12 protein-coding genes and 1 riboswitch are annotated in these 19,732 nt (G+C 66.1%); of the genes, 3 read left to right on the forward strand and 9 right to left on the reverse strand.

Annotated features, from left to right (window positions below; translation table 11 throughout):
- Positions 1-250 precede the first annotated feature (250 nt).
- A complete protein-coding gene (gene thiD / locus ACIQF4_RS05915; protein ID WP_400514792.1) occupies positions 251-1,810 on the reverse strand; it encodes a bifunctional hydroxymethylpyrimidine kinase/phosphomethylpyrimidine kinase in 1,560 nt (519 codons plus the stop codon).
- Between the two features lie 7 nt (positions 1,811-1,817).
- A riboswitch (TPP riboswitch) is annotated at positions 1,818-1,915 on the reverse strand.
- A gap of 194 nt (positions 1,916-2,109) precedes the next feature.
- The gene (locus ACIQF4_RS05920) at positions 2,110-5,565 is read right to left on the reverse strand and encodes an Rne/Rng family ribonuclease (RefSeq protein WP_400514525.1); all 3,456 of its coding nucleotides are present in this window, start codon (positions 5,563-5,565) and stop codon (positions 2,110-2,112) included.
- 439 nt (positions 5,566-6,004) lie between these two features.
- Between ACIQF4_RS05920 and ACIQF4_RS05925 the strand changes: the two genes are divergently transcribed.
- The gene (locus ACIQF4_RS05925; RefSeq protein ID WP_350002498.1) at positions 6,005-6,676 is read left to right on the forward strand and encodes a vitamin K epoxide reductase family protein; all 672 of its coding nucleotides are present in this window, start codon (positions 6,005-6,007) and stop codon (positions 6,674-6,676) included.
- A gap of 64 nt (positions 6,677-6,740) precedes the next feature.
- Here ACIQF4_RS05925 and ndk read toward each other — a convergent pair whose 3' ends face one another.
- From ndk to ileS, 4 genes are read right to left on the reverse strand one after another with little or no spacing between them, the layout of a single operon-like run.
- Positions 6,741-7,160, reverse strand: a complete 420-nt coding sequence (gene ndk / locus ACIQF4_RS05930; protein ID WP_350002499.1) for a nucleoside-diphosphate kinase — start codon at positions 7,158-7,160, stop codon at positions 6,741-6,743.
- 39 nt (positions 7,161-7,199) lie between these two features.
- Positions 7,200-7,664, reverse strand: a complete 465-nt coding sequence (locus ACIQF4_RS05935; protein WP_400514527.1) for a DUF4233 domain-containing protein — start codon at positions 7,662-7,664, stop codon at positions 7,200-7,202.
- A gap of 4 nt (positions 7,665-7,668) precedes the next feature.
- Positions 7,669-9,027 carry a folylpolyglutamate synthase/dihydrofolate synthase family protein gene (locus ACIQF4_RS05940; RefSeq protein ID WP_350002501.1) on the reverse strand — a complete coding sequence of 453 codons (1,359 nt, stop codon included), beginning with the start codon at positions 9,025-9,027 and terminating at the stop codon, positions 7,669-7,671.
- 3 nt (positions 9,028-9,030) lie between these two features.
- On the reverse strand, positions 9,031-12,360 hold the full coding sequence (gene ileS / locus ACIQF4_RS05945; protein WP_400514529.1) for an isoleucine--tRNA ligase: 3,330 nt from the start codon (positions 12,358-12,360) through the stop codon (positions 9,031-9,033).
- A 323-nt stretch (positions 12,361-12,683) separates the two neighbouring features.
- Here ileS and ACIQF4_RS05950 point away from each other — a divergent pair, with 323 nt between their 5' ends.
- On the forward strand, positions 12,684-13,763 hold the full coding sequence (locus tag ACIQF4_RS05950; RefSeq protein ID WP_400514531.1) for an endonuclease/exonuclease/phosphatase family protein: 1,080 nt from the start codon (positions 12,684-12,686) through the stop codon (positions 13,761-13,763).
- Between the two features lie 3 nt (positions 13,764-13,766).
- Here the strand turns inward: ACIQF4_RS05950 and ACIQF4_RS05955 are convergent, their stop codons facing one another.
- Positions 13,767-14,525 (reverse strand): SDR family oxidoreductase, encoded by a 759-nt coding sequence (locus tag ACIQF4_RS05955; RefSeq protein WP_400514534.1) that lies wholly within the window; start codon positions 14,523-14,525, stop codon positions 13,767-13,769.
- 117 nt (positions 14,526-14,642) lie between these two features.
- Here ACIQF4_RS05955 and valS point away from each other — a divergent pair, with 117 nt between their 5' ends.
- Positions 14,643-17,264, forward strand: a complete 2,622-nt coding sequence (gene valS / locus ACIQF4_RS05960; protein ID WP_350002505.1) for a valine--tRNA ligase — start codon at positions 14,643-14,645, stop codon at positions 17,262-17,264.
- A gap of 377 nt (positions 17,265-17,641) precedes the next feature.
- Here the strand turns inward: valS and ACIQF4_RS05965 are convergent, their stop codons facing one another.
- Together ACIQF4_RS05965 and clpX are read right to left on the reverse strand one after the other, a co-directional pair.
- Positions 17,642-18,256, reverse strand: coding sequence for a DsbA family protein (locus ACIQF4_RS05965; protein ID WP_350002506.1), 615 nt, complete (start codon positions 18,254-18,256; stop codon positions 17,642-17,644).
- Between the two features lie 114 nt (positions 18,257-18,370).
- Positions 18,371-19,651, reverse strand: coding sequence for an ATP-dependent Clp protease ATP-binding subunit ClpX (gene clpX / locus ACIQF4_RS05970; RefSeq protein WP_400514538.1), 1,281 nt, complete (start codon positions 19,649-19,651; stop codon positions 18,371-18,373).
- Positions 19,652-19,732 lie beyond the last annotated feature (81 nt).

Consider the following 19,732-nt stretch of genomic DNA (forward strand, 5'->3'; position numbering starts at 1 on the left):
TCTCTCGACGTTTATTACAAATTTGCGTGCGGAACCCGGTTCCATAATTGGGTGGGCTCTCGCTGTGCCTCAACGCCGTGGGGTCATAACCCAAGTGTTGGCGTAAGCACCGAAGATCTAGAATACGCTAGTTTTGGCTTCGGCCGCAAATGAGGCTGGTTCCGGCGCGTTGTCTGTGATAGGAACCACAGCCCAGTCCGCACCCTTACCCGTGCCCCACCATAGTACCGGCGGGATGCCCGCCCCTGCGTCAGGAATGGAGGCGCGGCGCGTCGAAAAAGTCCACTTCGAGGCGGCAGGACTGCCTGAACGCCGTCACCATGGCGTCCCGGTCCGCCGCCGAAGCGCTGCGGCCGGCCCCGTCCACAATGGCGACCGCCCTGCGGGTGGCCGCCGCAAAGTCCTCGTCAGCGTACGTGCGCAGCCACTCTGCGTAGGGGTGGCCTGCCGGCTCCCCGCCGGCCACGAACTCGGCGTGCAGCGTTGCGCCCACCTCGGCGTACAGCCAGAAGCAGGGCAGGACGGCTGCGGCCAGGACGGCGTAGCTGCCGGAGGCCGACGCAGCGGCCAGGTGGTCCACGTAGGACTTGGTGACAGGTCCCAGCTGCGGCGTAACCGTCCGTGAACTGAGCCAGGAGCGGTGCAACTCGGACTCGACCTCCAGGCATTGTGCCGCGGAACGTGCCCAGAAGAGCTGCTCTGCCTCGGTGGGCGCCAGGGCACTGGTCCGCGCGAGCACACGTGAGTAACCGTTGAGGTAGATGGCATCCTGGGCGAGGTAGTAGGCAAAATCCTTCTCCGGCAGGCTGCCCGAAACCAGTCCGCGGATGAAGTCCAGCGCGTAGATGTCCGCCAGGTCCTTCCTGGCGTCCGCCCACAGCTGTGCAGCGAAGCTCGTCTCCCCATGCACTGCCGGCACGTGGTGGAAGTGGTGCACGGGTCCGTTGCCTGTCCCCACCTCCAGGGTTTCCGAGGCCTCCAGCGCGCCGGCCAGCCAGGGCTTGACCTCGCGGAGGGTGGCCTCCCAGTCCCCCAGCCGCGGCTGGACTGTGGCCATGGCCGAGGACAGCGAACAGCCGGTGCCGTGGCTGTTCCGCGTTGCCACCCGCGTCCCCGGAACCACCACCACTTCCCGGCTCAGCCTGCCGCCCGTATCGACCAATGCATCGGGGCACTGATCCCCTACCAGGTGTCCGCCCTTGACGAGCACGGTCGCCCCGGTGGCTGCCGAGAGCCGGCGTCCCTGTTCCAGGGCACCATCCCAGGTCTCCTGCACCTCGCCGCCAACCAGCATGGCGAGTTCAGCCAGGTTGGGGGTGATGAGGTGGGCCAGGGGCAACAGCTCGCGGAGGGCAGCCTCGGCGGATTCCTGGAGCAGCCGGTCACCGCTGGTGGCCACCATGACCGGGTCCAGCACCACGACGCCGGGACCCACCTTTTCGAGCCATGCCCGGACAGCTTCGATCACCGCGGCGTCGCCCAGCATCCCGATTTTTACGGCGTCGATGCTGATGTCGTCACTGAGGGCGTCGAGCTGCTGGGTGAGGAAGGCTGCGGGGGGAACATGGACGCCGCGCACGCCGCGGGTGTTCTGCGCTGTGAGTGCGGTGATGGCGGCCATTCCGTAGCCGCCGTGGGCTGCGATGCTTTTCAGGTCCGCCTGGATGCCGGCCCCGCCGGAGGGGTCGGAACCGGCGATGGCCAGGACCCGGGGCACGTCGCGGTACTGGCGTGCCTGCGCGCCAGGGGCAGAAGCAGCAGCAAATGCAGAAGAAGGCGCAGGTGTGCCCTGGAAGAAGGCAGTGGGCATTGCGAAAGTGGAAGACAAGAGACATCCCTTCGCCGGTGCTAGCCGGACAGGTTCAACGGGTCTGGATCTCAGCCGGCTCTCTGCGCGGCACCCCGTGTCGGTTCCCAAGCCTAGCTTTTTCGCGGTCCGCAGGGTGAAGGTGACGCAGTGCGGCCGCAGCGGGTTGAACGCGCAGTGTCCACGGCGGGTTGAACACGCAGCTTTAAGCAACGGATGCCCGGCCGGCCACTTCCTGTGGCTGGCCGGGCATCCGGTCAGTACTCCCTCTGCTGGAGATCCGGTACTTGGATCTCCGGTCCCTACAGCTCTGAGGCGGGAACCCCGACACCGAGGATGATCGGTGCCTCCGACGGCTTGTTGCTGGCCGGCTGGGAAGCAACCGCCTGGTCCGTTGCCGGTACCTTGGCTGCATGGGAATGCCCGGCCGCGGCGGCAGGAACATTTTCATGCTGCTGGACCGAGGTCTCGTTGGCGGCTCCCTGCGCGCGGCTGGCACTGCGGTTGCGGCGTGCCCTGCGCGGGCGCGACTGCTCCAGCGTGTGGTCCGAGTAGTCCTTCTCCGCCGCGGCAGGCGCCGGCGACTGCTGCCGGCCAGTTTCAGGCTCCCGCTGTTCCCTGTCCCGTTCGGGCTGGGGGGCCTGACGCGGAGCCTCTTCCGCCTCACGCCGGGCCGGCTGCCCTGCCGGCATTTCCGCCGGCGTTTCCACTGCCGTTTGGGCCGGCGTTTCAGCCGCCGGGGCGGGCTCGCCCAGCTGGGCGAAGGCCGCGGCAAGGCGATCCAGGGTAAGGGCAGGCTTTGCTTGCTGCTCCTCTGCGTGCTCCACGAAGGGCAGGACTACCTTCTCCCCGCCAAAGGTCAGGACGGCGGCGGGCCTGGACGCATCGCCGTCGTGCTTCTCCGTTTCTGCAGGCGCTGGAGGCTGGGCCTGCGTTGCCTGCCTGGCGGCAGCCAACTCATCGTCATGCAGGTGGGCAGCGTGCGCAGCCGCCGCGATGTTGGCAAGGGCCAGCCTGGTGGCCTCCGCTTTCGCGTGCCGCTCGGCGTCCGTCGGATCGGGGTGGACCGTGTGGACGTGGACGGCGACTGCCGGAGCGGCCTCCGGCTGCTGGCCGCCACGGCCGCGGCGGCGCTTCCGGTCAGGGCGGACACCGGGCTGGTTGCTGTCCGTGCGCTGGACCTCGGGGCGGTTGCCCTCGGCGCGTGCCTCCGGCCGGTGCTCGGAACGCTGCACGTGGTGCTCAGCGGCCACAATGTTGGCGCGGCGGTGCTCCACGGGGTCGTCATGGGTGACCACGCCACGGCCGGCACAGGCCTCGCACTGCTCGCCAAAGACCTCAAGGAGCCCCGTACCCATGCGCTTGCGGGTCATCTGCACCAGGCCCAGTGAGGTGACCTCGGCAACCTGGTGCTTGGTGCGGTCGCGGCCCAGGCACTCCACCATCCTCCGCAGGACAAGATCCCGGTTGGACTCGAGGACCATGTCGATGAAGTCGATGACGATGATGCCGCCGATGTCGCGGAGGCGGAGCTGCCGTACTACTTCCTCTGCGGCTTCCAGGTTGTTCTTGGTGACTGTCTCTTCCAGGTTGCCGCCGCTGCCGGTGAACTTGCCGGTGTTGACGTCCACCACGGTCATGGCTTCGGTCCGGTCGATCACCAGCGAGCCGCCGGAGGGCAGGAAGACCTTCCGTTCCAGGGCCTTATGGATCTGCTCATCGATCCGCCAGGCACTGAAGATGTCCTGGTCCTTGGTCCACTTCTCGAGCCGGCCCACCAGGTCCGGGGCGACGTAGGTGACGTATGCCTCGATGGTGTCCCAGGCTTCCTCGCCGGAGACGATCAGCTTGGAGAAGTCCTCGTTGAAGACGTCGCGGACCACCTTGATGGTGAGGTCCGGTTCGCCGTAGAGCAGCTCCGGGGCGAGGATCTTGGTGGACTTCGACTGGCTTTCGATGCCCTCCCACTGGGCACGGAGCCGGTTGATGTCGTGCGTCAGCTCTTCCTCGGACGCACCCTCCGCGGCTGTCCGCACAATCACGCCGGCGTGCTCCGGGAGGCGGTCCTTGAGGATCCGCTTCAGGCGGTTGCGTTCGACGTCGGGCAGCTTCCGGGAGATGCCGGTCATGGAGCCACCGGGCACGTAGACGAGGTAGCGGCCGGGCAGGGAGATCTGGCTGGTCAGGCGTGCGCCCTTGTGGCCCACCGGGTCCTTGGTCACCTGGACCAGGACGGTATCGCCGGACTTCAGTGCGTTCTCGATACGGCGTTGCTTGCCCTCAAGGTTAACGGCTTCCCAGTTCACCTCGCCGGCGTACAGGACGGCGTTGCGGCCGCGGCCGATGTCCACGAAGGCAGCTTCCATGGACGGCAGGACGTTCTGGACCTTGCCCAGGTACACGTTGCCGATCAGGGAGTCCTGCTGGGTCTTGGACACGAAGTGCTCGGCCAGGACGCCGTCTTCGAGGACGGCGATCTGGATTCTGTCGTCGCGCTGGCGGACGATCATCTGCCGGTCCACCGATTCCCGGCGCGCCAGGAACTCGGCTTCGGTGATGACGGTACGGCGGCGGCCGGTATCGCGTGATTCGCGGCGGCGCTGCTTCTTGGCTTCAAGGCGGGTGGAACCCTTGACGGATGTGACGCGGTTGTTCACCGCGGGTTCGCTCACGGCGCGCGGGGCGCGGACCCGTGTGACCGTGTTGGGCGGGTCGTCGTCTCCCCCGCCTGTCAGTTCAAGGTCCTGGTCGCCACGGCGGCGGCGACGACGACGGCGGGAGGTCACGCCTTCATCGGCGGGCCCGGCGGACTCCTCATCAGCGTCGTCGGCCTCGTCGCCGTCTGCGGCGCCGCCGGCATCTTCACCGTCACGCTCGCCCGTCCTGCTGCGGCCGCGGCGGCCGCGCCCGCGGCGCTTCCGGCGGCTGCCTGCGTCGTCTGAATCATCCTCGGCGTCGTCAGCCTCAGCCTCTTCGGCTGCTGCCGGTGCAGGCCGGACTACGGTACTCAGGTCCGGAGCCTGGAAGAGTACCGACGTGGCGGACCCTGGTTCCATGAACAGCGACCCAAACGGGCTGTTCGTGGCCGAAGCCGTGGTGGGCTCAGCGTCGGCTTCGGTGGAAGGCTCGACGGCGGAGGGTGCCTGCGCGGAATCGTCGGCGGCGGTGCCGGCTGCGGGCACCTGGGCTGCGGGCGCCTGGGCGGCAACCTCCGCTGTGGGTTCAGTGCCGGCGGGCGCTTCGGCGGGGGCCGTGCTGGCCGGCGCAGCGGGTGCGGTCTCGGCGGGGGCGGCCTCAGCTGAAACGGTCTCGCCAGGCGCAGCCGTCGCTGCCTGCGGTTCCGCTGCTTGGACGACGGCGGGGGCCGAGGTCTTGCGCGTGGCCACCCGGCGGCGCCGGACAGGCTTCGATTCCTCCGTGGCGGCCTCGGCAGGCGCCTGCTGAGCGCCGTCGTCGGTGGTGTTGGTGGTTGCCGGCGTTGCGCCGGCCTCCGCGGCAAAGACAGGAAGCGGTTCGGCGGTCTCCACCTTTTTCCGCGACCTGCTCCGGCGGGCGGGCGCCTTTGCCTCGGCTGCCTCAGCCTCTGCGCCTGGTGCGTCCACGGCGGCTTCTGCAGTTACCGCAGCAGGGGCGGCTTCGGCGGCCACCGCCTCGCCGGTTTTCGGAGCGGCCTTACGCCGCGTCCTCGTGGCCTTCTTCGGCGCCGAGTTGACATCCGCTGCTTCATCGTTAACGGCTAAAACTTGTTCATTATCCATATGTGGCAACACTCCTGCCCCTGACGTACCGCCACATCCGGCACCCATTGGGGCACATATTGTCAAAACCCGCAGGCGTTGACAGAAGTCAAGTGGATACCCCCAGGTTCGCACCGGCAGTGGGGTGCGGCAGCCCGTGGGGGCCGGCAGGATGTTCAAGAACCCGTTGTTCCACATGCCACAACCAGGTGCCGCCCAATGGAGTTGCGGGAGTCCGGATCGAAAATCCAAAGCCTGCGCTGCTCATCATTGGCGGTCTTGCGAACAAGCTGCCGGACCGGAGTCCGAATGTGGATCGGGTTCCAGCCACGTTCATTCTCTCATACCCCGGCTATTCCACGGCGGAAGCAGCAGCACTTGTTCCGTTCCCTGGAAGGTCTTCCCAGCGTCCGGCGTTACAATCGGGCAAGGACCACCCGACGAAAAGGACGCCTTGCCAATGCCCAGCATCTCCCCCTTGAGGGGCACCCACGCGCCCGAACGGACCGAGGATCCGGACAGCAGTGCAGCCGGAGCCCGTCCACCGATGACCCGCAACCGGCCGCTCGGCTGGTTGATGGTCATTACCGGGATCATCGGCTGGTTCGCCTCCGGAACGCTGGTCCTGGAGAAACTGGAGGTCCTCAAGGACCCCAACCACACCACCGTGTGCGACGTGAACCCGTGGATCTCCTGCGGCCAGGTAATGCAGACCTGGCAAAGCTCCCTGTTTGGCTTCCCGAATATGTTCATCGGAATCGTGGCATTCGCCATCACCATCACCGTGGGCATGTCGCTGCTGGCCGGCGCCAATTTTGCCCGGTGGTACTGGCTGGGCCTGCAGGCCGGCGTTACGCTCGGCTTCGCGTTCGTGGTGTGGCTGTGGTCCCAGGCCCTCTACGTCATCCACATCCTGTGCCCGTTCTGCATGGTTGTCTGGGCGGCCATGATCCCGCTCTTTGTCTGGGTGACCATCCGGAACATCAGTGCCGGGGTCATCCCCGTTCCCCCCAATGCGGCCCGCATCCTGGGCGACTCGGGCTGGATCATCACCGCCCTGCTGTATGTGGCCGTCATCGCCACCATCTTTTTCGCCTTTATCCAGGTGTTCGCCGGAACCTCAGGCTTCTAGGCCGGCTAGCAGCAAAAAGCCCCTGGTTCCGAAGAACCAGGGGCTTTTTGCTGTCCTTGGGCTGTTAGCCCTGGAACCAGATCTTGATCTCGCGCTCGGCGGATTCGGTGGAATCGGAACCGTGGACCAGGTTCTGCTGGACCTTCAGGCCCCAGTCGCGGCCAAAGTCGCCGCGGATGGTGCCGGGGGCTGCCGTGGTGGGGTCGGTGGTTCCGGCCAGCGAACGGAAGCCCTCGATCACGCGGTGGCCCTCGAAGATGGCCGCGACCACAGGTCCGGAGAGCATGAACTCCACCAGGGGCTCGTAGAAGGGCTTGCCTGCGTGCTCCTCGTAGTGCTGCTCCAGGAGTTCGCGGGAGGCGTCAACCTTCTTCAGCTCAGCCAGGGTGTAGCCCTTGGCTTCGATCCGGGCCAGGATGGCGCCGGTAAGGTTGCGGGCGACGCCGTCGGGCTTGATCAGGACGAGGGTGCGCTCAGTGGTCACAACTGCTCCAATGCGTTGGTAAGGGGTTTCGGGTCAAGTCTACGGGGCCTGCGGCTGCTGGCCGGGTCCGGACCCATCCGGGTGGGCTGCTTCCCAGGCGGCCTGCTCGCGGGCCCGTTCCCCTGCTTCCCGGTCCAGCCGGATTCCCGTGCGGATCCCGTACCACCACGCCGCTGCGAACAGGGCGCCCACCAGGAACATGGCCGGCTCGAAGATGCCGCTGAGGATCAGGACAAGCTGCAGGATCCATCCCAGCCCGATGCCCCAGGGCCTGGTAAGGAAGGCGCACGCGACGATCATCACCACGCACAGCGCAATCCCCACCCCCAGGATGACCACCGGCGGGAACTCCCCGCGCCGCAGGCCGAACACCGCAAGGGTGGCGAAGAACATCACGAAGGCTTCCAGCAGCAGGACCGTGGAAGCGAACATCACCTTGGTGGAACGGCGCTTCTTGGGCATGCCGGGGCGCCATTCGCGCTGCGCTTTGGTCAACTTGGCCATGGAATCAGGCCTCCGTCTTGCCGAGCAGGATCCGCGCCTCTGCCACCAGGGTGATGGAACCGGTCACCAGGACCCCGCCGGACAGATCGTCGTTCGCTTCGGCGCGTTCCACAGCCCATTCCAGGGCGTCGTCGAGCTTCTCCGCGATGTGCACGTTGTCCTCGCCAAAACCAAGCTCAACAGCCAGTTCGGCGAGTTCCGCGGCAGGCACGGCACGCGGGGAGTTGGACTGTGTGAAGCAGTACTCCTCAGCCATCCCGCCGAGGGACTCCTTGAGCTGGCGGAGGATCTCCTCGGCGTCCTTCTCTTTGAGCACTCCGACCACCGGGACCAGCCTGGTGAAGGTGAAGGCTTCCTGCAGTGCGGCGGCGGAGGCCTTGATGCCGTCCGGGTTGTGGGCCGCGTCCACCACGATGGTGGGAGCTGTCCGCACCACCTCAAGGCGGCCCGGTGAGGTGACATTCGAGAAGCCTTCCTGGAGCACCTCGAAATCGAGTTCCTTTTCGCCCCCAAAGAAGGCTTCGAGGGCCGCCACTGCCACCGCGGCGTTCTGCGCCTGGTGGGCGCCGTGCAGGGGAACCAGCAGTTCCGGGTAGCGGCCAGCGATCCCCTGGATGCTCACCACTTGGCCACCAACGGCCACGGTGCGGGATTCGACGCCGAATTCCACGCCTTCGAAGCGGAACGGCACCCCCACGTCCTTGGCCTTGTCCAGCAGGACCTGGGCGGCGTCCAGCGGCTGGGCGGCACTGATGAGGTAGCCGCCGGGCTTGATGATGCCGGCTTTCTCGTAGGCGATGTCCTCGGTGGTGTCACCGAGCAGGTCCGTGTGGTCCAGCGAGATGGGGGTGATGACGGAAACCTGCCCGTCGCCCACGTTGGTGGCGTCGGTGATGCCGCCGAGGCCAACCTCGATGACGGCCACGTTCACGGGCTGGTCCGCGAAGATCGCGAAGCCCAGGATGGTGAGGCATTCGAAATACGTGAGCCGGGGCTCGCCCGCAGCCTCCAGTTCGGAGTCGACAATCTGCAGGTAGGGGCGGATCTCGTCCCAGATGCGGACGAAGGTCTCATCCGGAACCGGGTGGCCGTCGATGCTGATCCGTTCCGTGACCTTGGACAGGTGCGGGCTGGTGTAGCGGCCGGTGCTGAGTCCATGCGCCCGCAGGACGGATTCGATCATGCGCGCGGTGGAGGTCTTGCCGTTGGTCCCGGTGACGTGGATGATCGGGAACGCCTTGTTGGGCTCGCCCAGCACGTCCATCGCCCGGAACAACGGGGCCAGCCGCGGCTCCATCTTGTTTTCCGGCGCCCGGCCCAGCAGCTCGGCGTAGACGCTCTCTACGGAAAATTCGTCTGTCATGGCTCAGGCCCCTACTTTTTCGACGGCGACGGCCGGCTCTGCGGCGTCCCCGGGTTCTGCCGTGAGTTCCACGGACAGGGTCTCGCCCTTCACCAGGGCGGCATTGGCCAGCAGGGCGTCGACGACGTTCTGCTGCGCGGTGACGGTGGTCCGGATCCGGTCGCTGACATTGAGTCCGCCGTCCTTGCGCGCCTGCTGGATGGCGCGGACCATGTCGCGGGCCAGGCCTTCCGCTTCGAGCTCAGGAGTGACCTCGGTGTTCAGGACCACGAACCCGCCGCCGGGCAGTACGGCGACAGCTTTGGCGGACGCGGCACGCCCCTCGGACTCAGCCACCACGGTTTCCAGCGTGTACTCCTGCGGCTCCAGCTCCAGGCCGCCGGCGGTGACCACGCCTGCCTCGGAAACGGACCAGTCACCGGACTTGGAGCCCTTGATGGCCTGCTGCACGTTCTTGCCCAGGCGCGGGCCCGCAGCGCGGGCGTTGACCACGAGCTTCTGCTGGATGCCGAACTCTTCCGGCGAGGCCGTGGCAGCATCGAGCAGCCGGACGGAGCGGAGGTTCAGCTCATCTGCGACGACGGCGGCGAAACCTTCGAGCGCATCCGCACCGGGTGCCACCACCGTGAGTTCCTGCAGCGGCAGGCGGACGCGGAGGTTTGCGGCCTTGCGGAGCGAAGAGCCCGTGGAGCAGATCTGCTGGACCTTGTCCATGGCCTGGACCAGGTCCGGGTTGGCGGGGAACAGTGCAGCGTCCGGCCAGTCTGCCAGGTGGACGGAGCGTCCGCCGGTGAGCCCGCGCCAGATCTCCTCCGAGACCAGGGGCAGCAGGGACGCCGCTGCGCGGGAAACAGTCTCCAGCGCGGTGTACAGCGCATCGAAGGCGTCCTGGTCCTCATCAAAGAAGCGCTGGCGGCTCCTGCGGACGTACCAGTTGGTGAGCATGTCCAGGTAGCTGCGCAGGGCATCGCAGGCACCTGAGATGTCGTATTCGTCGAGCCGTTCGGTCATGGTGCCGACCAGTTCGCCGGTGTTGGCCAGCAGGTACTGGTCCAGCGTGTCGGCGTAGCCGTCGTAGCGGAGCTTCGCGTCATACCCGTTGCCGCCGGCGGCGGCGTTGGTGTAAAGCGTGAAGAAGCTGTACACGTTCCACAGCGGCAGGATGACCTGGCGGACGCCGTCGCGGATTCCCTGCTCGGTAACCACCAGGTTGCCGCCGCGGAGGATGGGGCTGGACATCAGGAACCAGCGCATGGCATCCGAGCCGTCGCGGTCCAGCACCTCGGAGACGTCCGGGTAGTTGCGCAGGCTCTTGGACATCTTCTGCCCGTCCGAGCCCAGCACGATGCCGTGGCTGATGACGTTGCGGAAGGCCGGCCGGTCGAACAGCGCCGTGGAGAGGATGTGCAGCATGTAGAACCAGCCGCGGGTCTGGCCGATGTACTCCACGATGAAGTCTGCCGGGTTGTGGGTGTCGAACCAGGCCTCGTTCTGGAACGGGTAGTGGACCTGGCCGTACGGCATGGAGCCGGAGTCGAACCAGACGTCCAGGACGTCCTCCACGCGGCGCATGACGGACTGGCCCTCTTCGGGCGTGCGGGGATCGTCCGGGTTGGGCCGGGTCAGCTCGTCGATGAACGGCCGGTGCAGGTCAACCTGGCCGGCCTTGTTCAGCGGCAGCCGGCCGAAGTCCGCCTCGATCTCGGCGAGCGAGCCGTAGACGTCGGTGCGGGGGTACTCGGGGTCGCTGGACTGCCACACCGGAATGGGGCTGCCCCAGTAGCGGTTGCGGCTGATGGACCAGTCGCGGGCGTTTTCCAGCCACTTGCCGAACTGGCCGTCCTTGACGTTGCCGGGGATCCAGTTGATCTCCTGGTTCAGTTCGGACATCCGGTCCTTGAACTTGGTGACCTCCACGTACCAGGAGGAGACGGCGCGGTAGATCAGCGGGTTGCGGCAGCGCCAGCAGTGCGGGTAGCTGTGCTCGTAGCTGGCCTGCTTGACCAGCCTGCCCTGGGCGCGCAGCACCTGGGTGATGGGTTTGTTGGCCTCGAAGACCTGCAGGCCAACGATGTCGTGAAGGTCGCCGTGCTTGAAGAGCGGGAGGAATTTGGCGCCTTCGTCCACGGAGAGGACCACCGGGATGCCAGCTTCCTCACAGACTTTCTGGTCGTCCTCACCGTAGGCCGGAGCCTGGTGAACAATGCCGGTGCCGTCGGTGGTGGTGACGTAGTCGGCGACCAGGAAGCGCCAGGCGTTCTCCATGCCGTACTTTTCGTTGTCCGCGAAATCGCTCCACAGCGGCTGGTACGCCAGGCCTTCCAGTTCGGCGCCGGTGTGGGTGGATACAACAGCGGCCTGGGCGGCCTCGAAATCGTCATAGCCCAGGTCCTTGGCGTAGTTGCCCACCAGGTCCGCGGCCAGCAGGAAGCTGCCCGTGACGGGCGCGTCCGCGGCGGCGGCCTTGATGCCGTTGGGGCCTGCCGGCAGGACGGCGTAGGTGATGGAAGGGCCGACGGCGAGCGCGGCGTTGGTGGGCAGGGTCCAGGGCGTCGTGGTCCAGGCGAGGGCCTGGACACCGTCGAGCTGCTTGGACAGGTCCGACTCCCCTGCCGTGATGGGGAACGTCACCGTGACTGTCTGGTCCTGGCGGTTCTTGTAGACGTCGTCGTCCATGCGCAGCTCGTGGTTGGACAGCGGCGTCTCGTCCTTCCAGCAGTACGGCAGGACGCGGTAGCCGTTGTAGGTCAGTCCTTTCTCGTGCAGTTGCTTGAACGCCCAGAGGACGGACTCCATGTACTCGACGTTAAGCGTTTTGTAGTCGTTGTCGAAGTCCACCCACCGTGCCTGGCGGGTCACGTAGTTCCGCCACTCGTCGGCGTACTTCATCACCGAGGCCCGGCAGGCGTCGTTGAACTTGTCGATGCCCATGGCTTCGATCTGGGTCTTGTCCGTCATCCCCAGCTGCTTCATGGCTTCCAGCTCGGCAGGCAGGCCATGGGTGTCCCAGCCGAAGCGGCGCTCCACGCGCTTCCCGCGCTGGGTCTGGTAGCGGCCCACCAGGTCCTTGGCATAACCGGTCAGCAGGTGCCCGTAGTGGGGCAGCCCGTTGGCGAAGGGCGGGCCGTCGTAGAACACGAACTCGTTGCTGCCGGGCTCGCCGCCCGGCGCATCGGCGCTCCGCTGGTCGATGCTGGCCTGGAACGTGCCGTCCTGGTCCCAGTACTTCAGGATGCGTTCTTCGATCTCCGGAAACTTCACGGAGGCGGAAACGGTGGCGCCGCCGCTGGAGGAAGGTTCGGCGGAGGCTGAGGCCTTGGGGTAATACGACATGTCGACATCCTGGGTTGAGCTTGGCGAACTGCCGGCTTGCGCCTTCTGTTCCGTTCAGGATGCGAGGACGGCTGGTGTGGGTGTCCGTCCGGACCCCACGCTCACCGCGGTACCACCTCACTTACCGGCGTTGCACGCGTCCCCGGGGGAACATGTGCCGCGACGGCCACTCATTACTGCTGTGACGGGCTTACCCGTCCGGTTCTACTTGCGCGTGCCCACCTGCTGGTTCGCGTGTTCTTCCGGAAGCTCACCGGTGATTGCCGGGTCATAGCCTTTTTGAGTCTACTATTTCCGGGGCCGGGCCACCAATAATTGAACCTATGCAAGAGCACGGGGACGGGCGTCGAGGCGGTGGGCCACGCCCGCATGTGTCCCGGTGGTCCCTTGCAGCCGCCGTCCTGGCCCTGCCGGGTGCTGCGCTGGTGTTCCTGCGCCTGGTTCCCTGGGATGTCGGCACCCCATGGATCCAGATTTTGGCCCTGTTTCCAGCAGGGCTGTCAACAACGGCGGCGGCACTCGCTGCCGCCGTCGTCGCCTTTTGCCTCCGTGCCGAACCCCGCAGGGCTGTGTCTGCTGCCCTCGTAGCCATGCTGCTTGTCATCCAACTTGCTTGGGTACTGGACCGTGTCCTGCCTCCCGGCACCTCGGGTCCGGTGGCCTCCGGAAACATACAGCCGGCAACCGTCCAGTCCCCTGCCCCGTCCGGGGACCCGGCCCGGGAGCCGGTGGTGACGGTCATGGCGCTGAACGTGGGGTACACCGGAGTGGACCCCGGGGCCCTGCTGGCGGAGATCAGGAGCCGAAACGTGGACGTTTTGGCCCTGCCGGAGCTTGCACCGGCCAGCCTGAAGGCGCTCGACAGGGCAGGGCTGGCAGCCCTGCTGCCGTACCGGGCCACGGATGTGGACTGGGACAAGATTGGAAGCGCCCTTTTCTCGCGGTTCCCCCTCCAGCAGGTGGAGCGTGTGCCCGGTTCGGCGTTCCACCAGAGCCGCGCCGTGGCCAGCCTTCCCACCACCGCCGGGCCAGTGCACCTGACCGCCGTCCACGTCGACTCCCCGCGCCGGGGCCACATAGCGTCGTGGCGGGCCGAGCTGCGGCAGCTCGGCGAGCTGTGGCAGGCACTGCCGGACAGCCGGCATTCCATCCTGCTCGGCGATTTCAACGCGAGCGCGGACCATGGTGAGTTCCGGGAACTGCTGGCCACGGGGCTTTCCGACGCCGCGGAGGCGACCGGGAAGGGCCTGGCCCCCACCTGGCCGGTCAATTCACCGGCGCCGGCTTTCGTGGCCATCGACCATGTCCTGGTAAGCCCGGGGATTGAGGTGCTGGACTTCGACGTGGTGACGCTCCCGGGTACAGACCACGCCGCGGTGGCAGCGCGCCTGGTGCTGCCGTAGGTGCTAGCCCTTGCGGATGAGCTTGTAGTTTGAGGCCTGCGCCACCGGCCGGATGACGATCTGGTCCAGGTTTACATGGTGCGGAGCGGTGACGGCGTAGCGGACGACATCCGCCACATCACCGGCCGTGAGCGGCTTCTCCACCCCCTGGTAGACCTTGTCCGCTGCCTGCCGGTCACCGAGCCGGTTCAGGGCGAACTCTTCGGTCTGGACCAGGCCGGGCGCCACCTCGATCACGCGGACGTTATGCTCGGCTTCCTCCAGCCGCAGTGCCTCCGTCAGGGCCCGCTGGGCGAACTTTGCCGCGTTGTAGCCGCCACCGCCCTCGTACGACGCCAGCCCCGCGGTGGAGGTCAGGTTCAGGACCGTCCCCTCGCCGTTGGCCCGAAGCATCGGCAGGAAGGCTTTTATGAGTTTCATGGTGCCCAGCACGTTCACCCGGTACATCCATTCCCAGTCCCCGGCGCTGGCAGAGCTGATGGTGTCCGCGCCCCTGGCCCCGCCGGCAATGTTGACCAGCGTGTCGATTCCCCCCGCCTCCTTCACCTGCGAGACCAGCCGGGACACGTCGTCGTCCTCCGAAATGTCGGCGGGGAGCGCGACGGCGCCGGTTTCCTTTTCCAGTTCGGCCAGGCGGTCCGCGCGGCGCGCCACGGCAAAGACCTTCCAGCCTTCCGCCGCCAGGGCACGCACTGTGGCCTCCCCGATCCCGCTGCTCGCGCCCGTCACCAAAGCTGCCTTTTTCTGCGAAACGTCAGTCATGGCACCACCATAGCGGGACCGGCCGCCTGGCTGCCCCTGCCCGGTCCGCCCTCAGGATCGGTGCGGCCGGGGCCACCTGCGGCAGGCAGACATGCCCGGACATGAAACAATTGGCAGATGGCTGAAGACACGCAGGGTACAGACACGCCCACCACCGCCCCTATCAACGTTCCGGACAAGCCGGCCCTCGAAGGCCTCGAAGCTGCCCTCACGCAGCGGTGGCTGGCGGAGGGGACCTACAAGTTCGACCGCGAGACCACCCGGGACCGGGTCTATTCCATCGACACTCCCCCTCCCACCGCGTCCGGATCACTCCACGTGGGGCACATGTTCTCCTACACGCAGACCGACGTGCTGGCACGCTACCAGCGGATGACCGGCAAGAACGTCTTCTATCCCATGGGCTGGGACGACAACGGCCTGCCCACCGAACGCCGGGTGCAGAACTTCTACGGCGTCCGCTGCGACCCCTCCATCCCGTACAACCCCGACTACCAGCCGCCGGCGCAGCCCGCGAAGAACCAGCGGGACTTCGACGTCGTCTCCCGCCGGAACTTCATCGAGCTGTGCGAAGAGCTCGCGGTAGAGGACGAGAAGGTCTTCGAAAACCTGTTCCAGACGCTTGGCCTGTCGGTGGACTGGGAACTCACCTACCGCACCATCGATGACAACTCGCGGGCGGTCTCGCAGCGCGCCTTCCTGGCCAACCTGGCCGCAGGCGACGCCTACATGGCAGAGGCGCCCACGCTCTGGGACGTCACGTTCCGGACGGCCGTGGCGCAGGCGGAACTCGAGGACCGCGAGATGCCCGGCGCCTACTACCGCTACCCGTTCTTCACCGAGGACGGGGAGAAGATCTACATTGAGACCACCCGCCCGGAACTGCTGGCGGCCTGCGCCGCCCTGGTGGCGAATCCCGACGACGAACGGTACCAGCCGCTGTTCGGCAAGAAGGTCACGTCCCCCTTGTTCGGCGTCGAAGTTGAAGTCAAGGCGCATCCTCTCGCCAAGGCGGACAAGGGCTCCGGCATCGCCATGGTGTGCACGTTCGGTGACCTGACCGACGTCACCTGGTGGCGCGAACTGCAGCTGCCCACCCGGGCCATCGTGGGCCGCGACGGACGCATTGTCAGCGAGGCTCCCGAATGGATCACCACCGACATCGGCCGCGAAGCCTTCGCCGCCATTGCCGGCAAGACAGTCTTCAGCGCCAAGGAAGAGGTGGTGAAGCTCCTCACCGCCGCGGAACTGCTCGACGGCGAGCCCAAGAAGATCATGCACCCCGTGAACTTCTACGAAAAGGGTGACAAGCCCCTTGAAGTAGTCACCTCCCGCCAGTGGTACATCCGCAACGGCGGCAGGGACGAGGACCGCCGCGAACGCCTGATCGCACGCGGGCATGAGATCGACTTCCACCCGGCCTTCATGCGCTCACGCTACGAGAACTGGATTGCCGGCCTGAACGGCGACTGGCTGGTGTCCCGCCAGCGCTTCTTCGGCGTGCCCATCCCGGTCTGGTACCCGCTGGATGCCGACGGCAACCCGGACTATGACTCCCCCATCGTCCCGTCCGACGCGCAGCTCCCCGTGGACCCGGCCGCCGACGCCGCTCCCGGCTTCGACGAATCCCAGCGCGACGTTCCCGGAGGCTTCACGGGCGACGCCGACATCCTGGACACGTGGGCAACGTCCTCCCTGACGCCCAAGATCGTGGGCGGCTGGAAGCGCGACGAGGACCTCTTTGCCAAGGTGTTCCCCTTTGATGTCCGGCCCCAGGGGCACGACATCATCCGGACCTGGCTCTTCTCCTCCGTGGTACGCGCGGACGCCCTGGAGAACAGCGCACCGTGGAAGCACGCGGCCATCTCCGGCTGGATCCTGGACCCCGACCGCAAGAAGATGTCAAAGTCCAAGGGCAACGTGGTGGTACCCACCGACGTCCTGGAAGAGTACGGCTCCGATGCTGTGCGCTACTGGGCAGCTTCCGCAAAGCTCGGGGCCGATACGGCCTATGAGATTGCGCAGATGAAGATCGGCCGGCGCCTGGCCATCAAGCTCCTGAATGCGTCCAAGTTCGTCCTGAACCTGGGCGCCACGGAAGACTCCGTGCTGTCCACCGACCTTTCCGTCCTGGCCAACCCGTTGGACCGGGCTGTCCTGGCGCAGCTTTCGGAGGTGGTGGCCCAGTCCACCAAGGCCTTCGAGAACTACGACTACGCACGGGCGCTGCAGATCACGGAAAGCTTCTTCTGGCAGTTCACCGACGACTACGTGGAGCTGATCAAGGACCGGGCGTACGGTGCCGCCGGTGAGGCCGAACAGGCTTCCGTACTGGCAGCCCTGGCCACCACCCTGGACACCCTGCTGCGGCTCTTTGCGCCCTTCCTGCCCTTCGCCACCGAAGAAGTGTGGAGCTGGTGGCGCAAGGGCTCCGTCCACCGTGCCCAGTGGCCCGCGCCGCTGGAGGTCCCGGGCGGCGACACCGCCATGCTCGCAACGGTCGGGGTGGCCCTCAGCGGTGTCCGGAAAGCAAAGTCCGAAGCGAAGGTCAAGCAGCGCACCGAGGTTCTGACCGCGACCATCACGGCGCCGGAAGCTTTGACCGCGCAGCTGCAGGCCGGCCTGGCCGACCTGAAGGCAGCCTCCAACGCCCGCGAGATCATCCTTATGGTCGGTGAGGGCGAGCTGAGCGTCAGCGACGTGGCACTTGCTGCGACGGAAGAGCCCGCGAAGGCGTAGCCACACTTCGGGCCTCGTTTCGGGGCGCCCCGGTTTCAGGGCAAAGGGGAAGCCCCATCAGCGTTTTGCCGTTGGTGGGGCTTCGACTTTTCGGCCATCCGGTGACGTCTTGATGGTCTGGCAGGATCCGCTGATCTTCAGGTCTTCCTACCACGTCACTGGTAGCTTGCATCTGACTTTGCCGATGGCTGCGTCGGATGACATATCACTGAATCTTTGGTTCCTGCGTCCCGCTTCTTTCGAAGTGGGTAAGAACCATTGTTGTCCTGCCCGCCGGCATGCGCAAGAGCCCCGGAAGAACTACAAGAGGGTAGTTCTGCCGGGGCTCCTGGAGCCGTACAGTGCGGCTGGCCGGATTCGTCCTGGGCGGGTTGGGCCTAGCTGAATTCAGGCCGCTCTGTCCGGCTGCGCTTCAGCTCGAAGAAGTGCGGGTAGGCAGCAATCGCGGTAGTGGCGTCCCACAGCTTGCCGGCCTCCTCGCCACGGGGAATCCGGGTGAGGACGGGACCAAAGAAGGCGGTGCCGTTGAAGGCCACCACGGGAGTTCCGACGTCCTGGCCCACCAGCGAGATACCCTCCTGGTGGCTTGCCCGGAGCTGGTCATCGAAGGCGTCCGAGGAGGCTGCCGCGGCAAGCGTGGCGGGAAGCCCGCACTCCGCAAGCGCTTTGGTGATGACCAGGTCACGGTCCTGCTCGCCGGATTCGTGAATCAGGGAGCCCATGGCGTCGTAGAGCGCCTTGACTGTTGCATCGCCATGCTGTTGCTGGGCCGCAATGATCACGCGGACCATGCCCCAGGCGTTGTCCATGGATTCGCGGTAGGCAGGTTCAAGGTCGCGGCCCTCGTTGAGGACAGCCAGGCTCATGACGTGCCAGACCGTTTCGATGTCGCGGACGCCTTCGACTTCGCCGATCCAGCGGGAGGTGATCCAGGCGAAGGGGCACAGCGGATCGAACCAAAAATCGGCCCTGTTCTTTACTGGTTCAGTCATGGGATATTCCTTCGCTGGTTCCCGCGGCGCAGCATAGCCACGGTGTGGTCGGGTCTATAACGGGCGGGACTGTGCCAGGCCAATGAGCTGCGCCTGGGCCGCCCTGCGGACGAATCAGGCAGACTTACGGCGTTTGGTGACGTGCGGAACGATGGTGGGTTCGGCGCCCTTCAGGACAACGTCCTCCGTGATGACCACGCTGGCAACGTCCTCGCGGCTGGGAAGATCGAACATCACGGGCAGCAGGACTTCCTCCATGATTGCTCGCAGCCCGCGGGCGCCCGTTCCGCGCTCCAGGGCCTGTTCGGCGATGGCGTCAAGGGCGGTGTCGTCAAACACCAGTTCCACGCCGTCGATCTGGAACATCTTCTGGTACTGCTTCACCAGGGCGTTCTTGGGTGTGAAAAGGATCTGGATCAGGGCATCGCGGTCCAGGTTGGATACGGTGGTGATCACCGGCAGCCGCCCAATGAATTCGGGAATGAGGCCGAACTTCAGCAGGTCCTCCGGCATCACCTCTCCGTAGGAGTCCACCTTCTTGCTGGCCTCGTTGAGGGGGGCTCCAAAGCCGATGCCCTTCCGTCCGGACCTGGATCCGATGATTTCCTCAAGGCCCGCGAAGGCGCCGGCCACGATGAACAGCACATTGGTGGTGTCAATCTGGATGAATTCCTGGTGCGGGTGCTTCCTGCCGCCCTGGGGAGGAACGGAGGCAACGGTTCCCTCCAGGATCTTCAGCAGCGCCTGCTGGACGCCCTCGCCCGAGACGTCCCGGGTGATGGAGGGGTTTTCGCTCTTGCGTGAAATCTTGTCGATCTCATCGATGTAGATGATGCCCTGCTCGGCTTTTTTGACGTCGTAGTCCGCGGCCTGGATGAGCTTGAGGAGGATGTTCTCCACATCCTCGCCCACGTAGCCGGCCTCAGTCAGTGCAGTGGCATCGGCAACGGCAAACGGGACGTTCAGCCGGCGCGCCAGGGTCTGGGCCAGGTACGTCTTGCCGCATCCTGTGGGCCCGATCAGGAGGATGTTCGACTTGGCGATTTCGACGTCGTCATGGTGCCCGCCGTCAGCGAGGCTCCCGGACTTGGGTGCATGGCCGGCCTGGATGCGCTTGTAGTGGTTGTAGACGGCGACGGCGAGCGAACGCTTCGCGGGTTCCTGCCCGATGACGTATTCCTGCAGGAAATCGAAGATCTCGCGGGGCTTGGGGAGTTCAAAGCTCCCCAGGTCAGCAACTTCCGCCAGTTCCTCTTCGATGATCTCGTTGCAAAGCTCAATGCATTCATCGCAGATGTAGACACCGGGCCCGGCAATGAGCTTGCGCACCTGCTTCTGGCTCTTTCCGCAGAAAGAGCACTTCAGCAGATCCGTGCTCTCGCCAATCCGAGCCATATGTGAACCCCTTAGTATCTTGCTGCCAGGCAGCCTTGCACCGTTGCTGGAATCTCCACCAGCCTGCATGGACCGGTTGTG

The organism is Pseudarthrobacter sp. NPDC092202, from assembly GCF_044755505.1.
GTDB lineage: Bacteria > Actinomycetota > Actinomycetes > Actinomycetales > Micrococcaceae > Arthrobacter.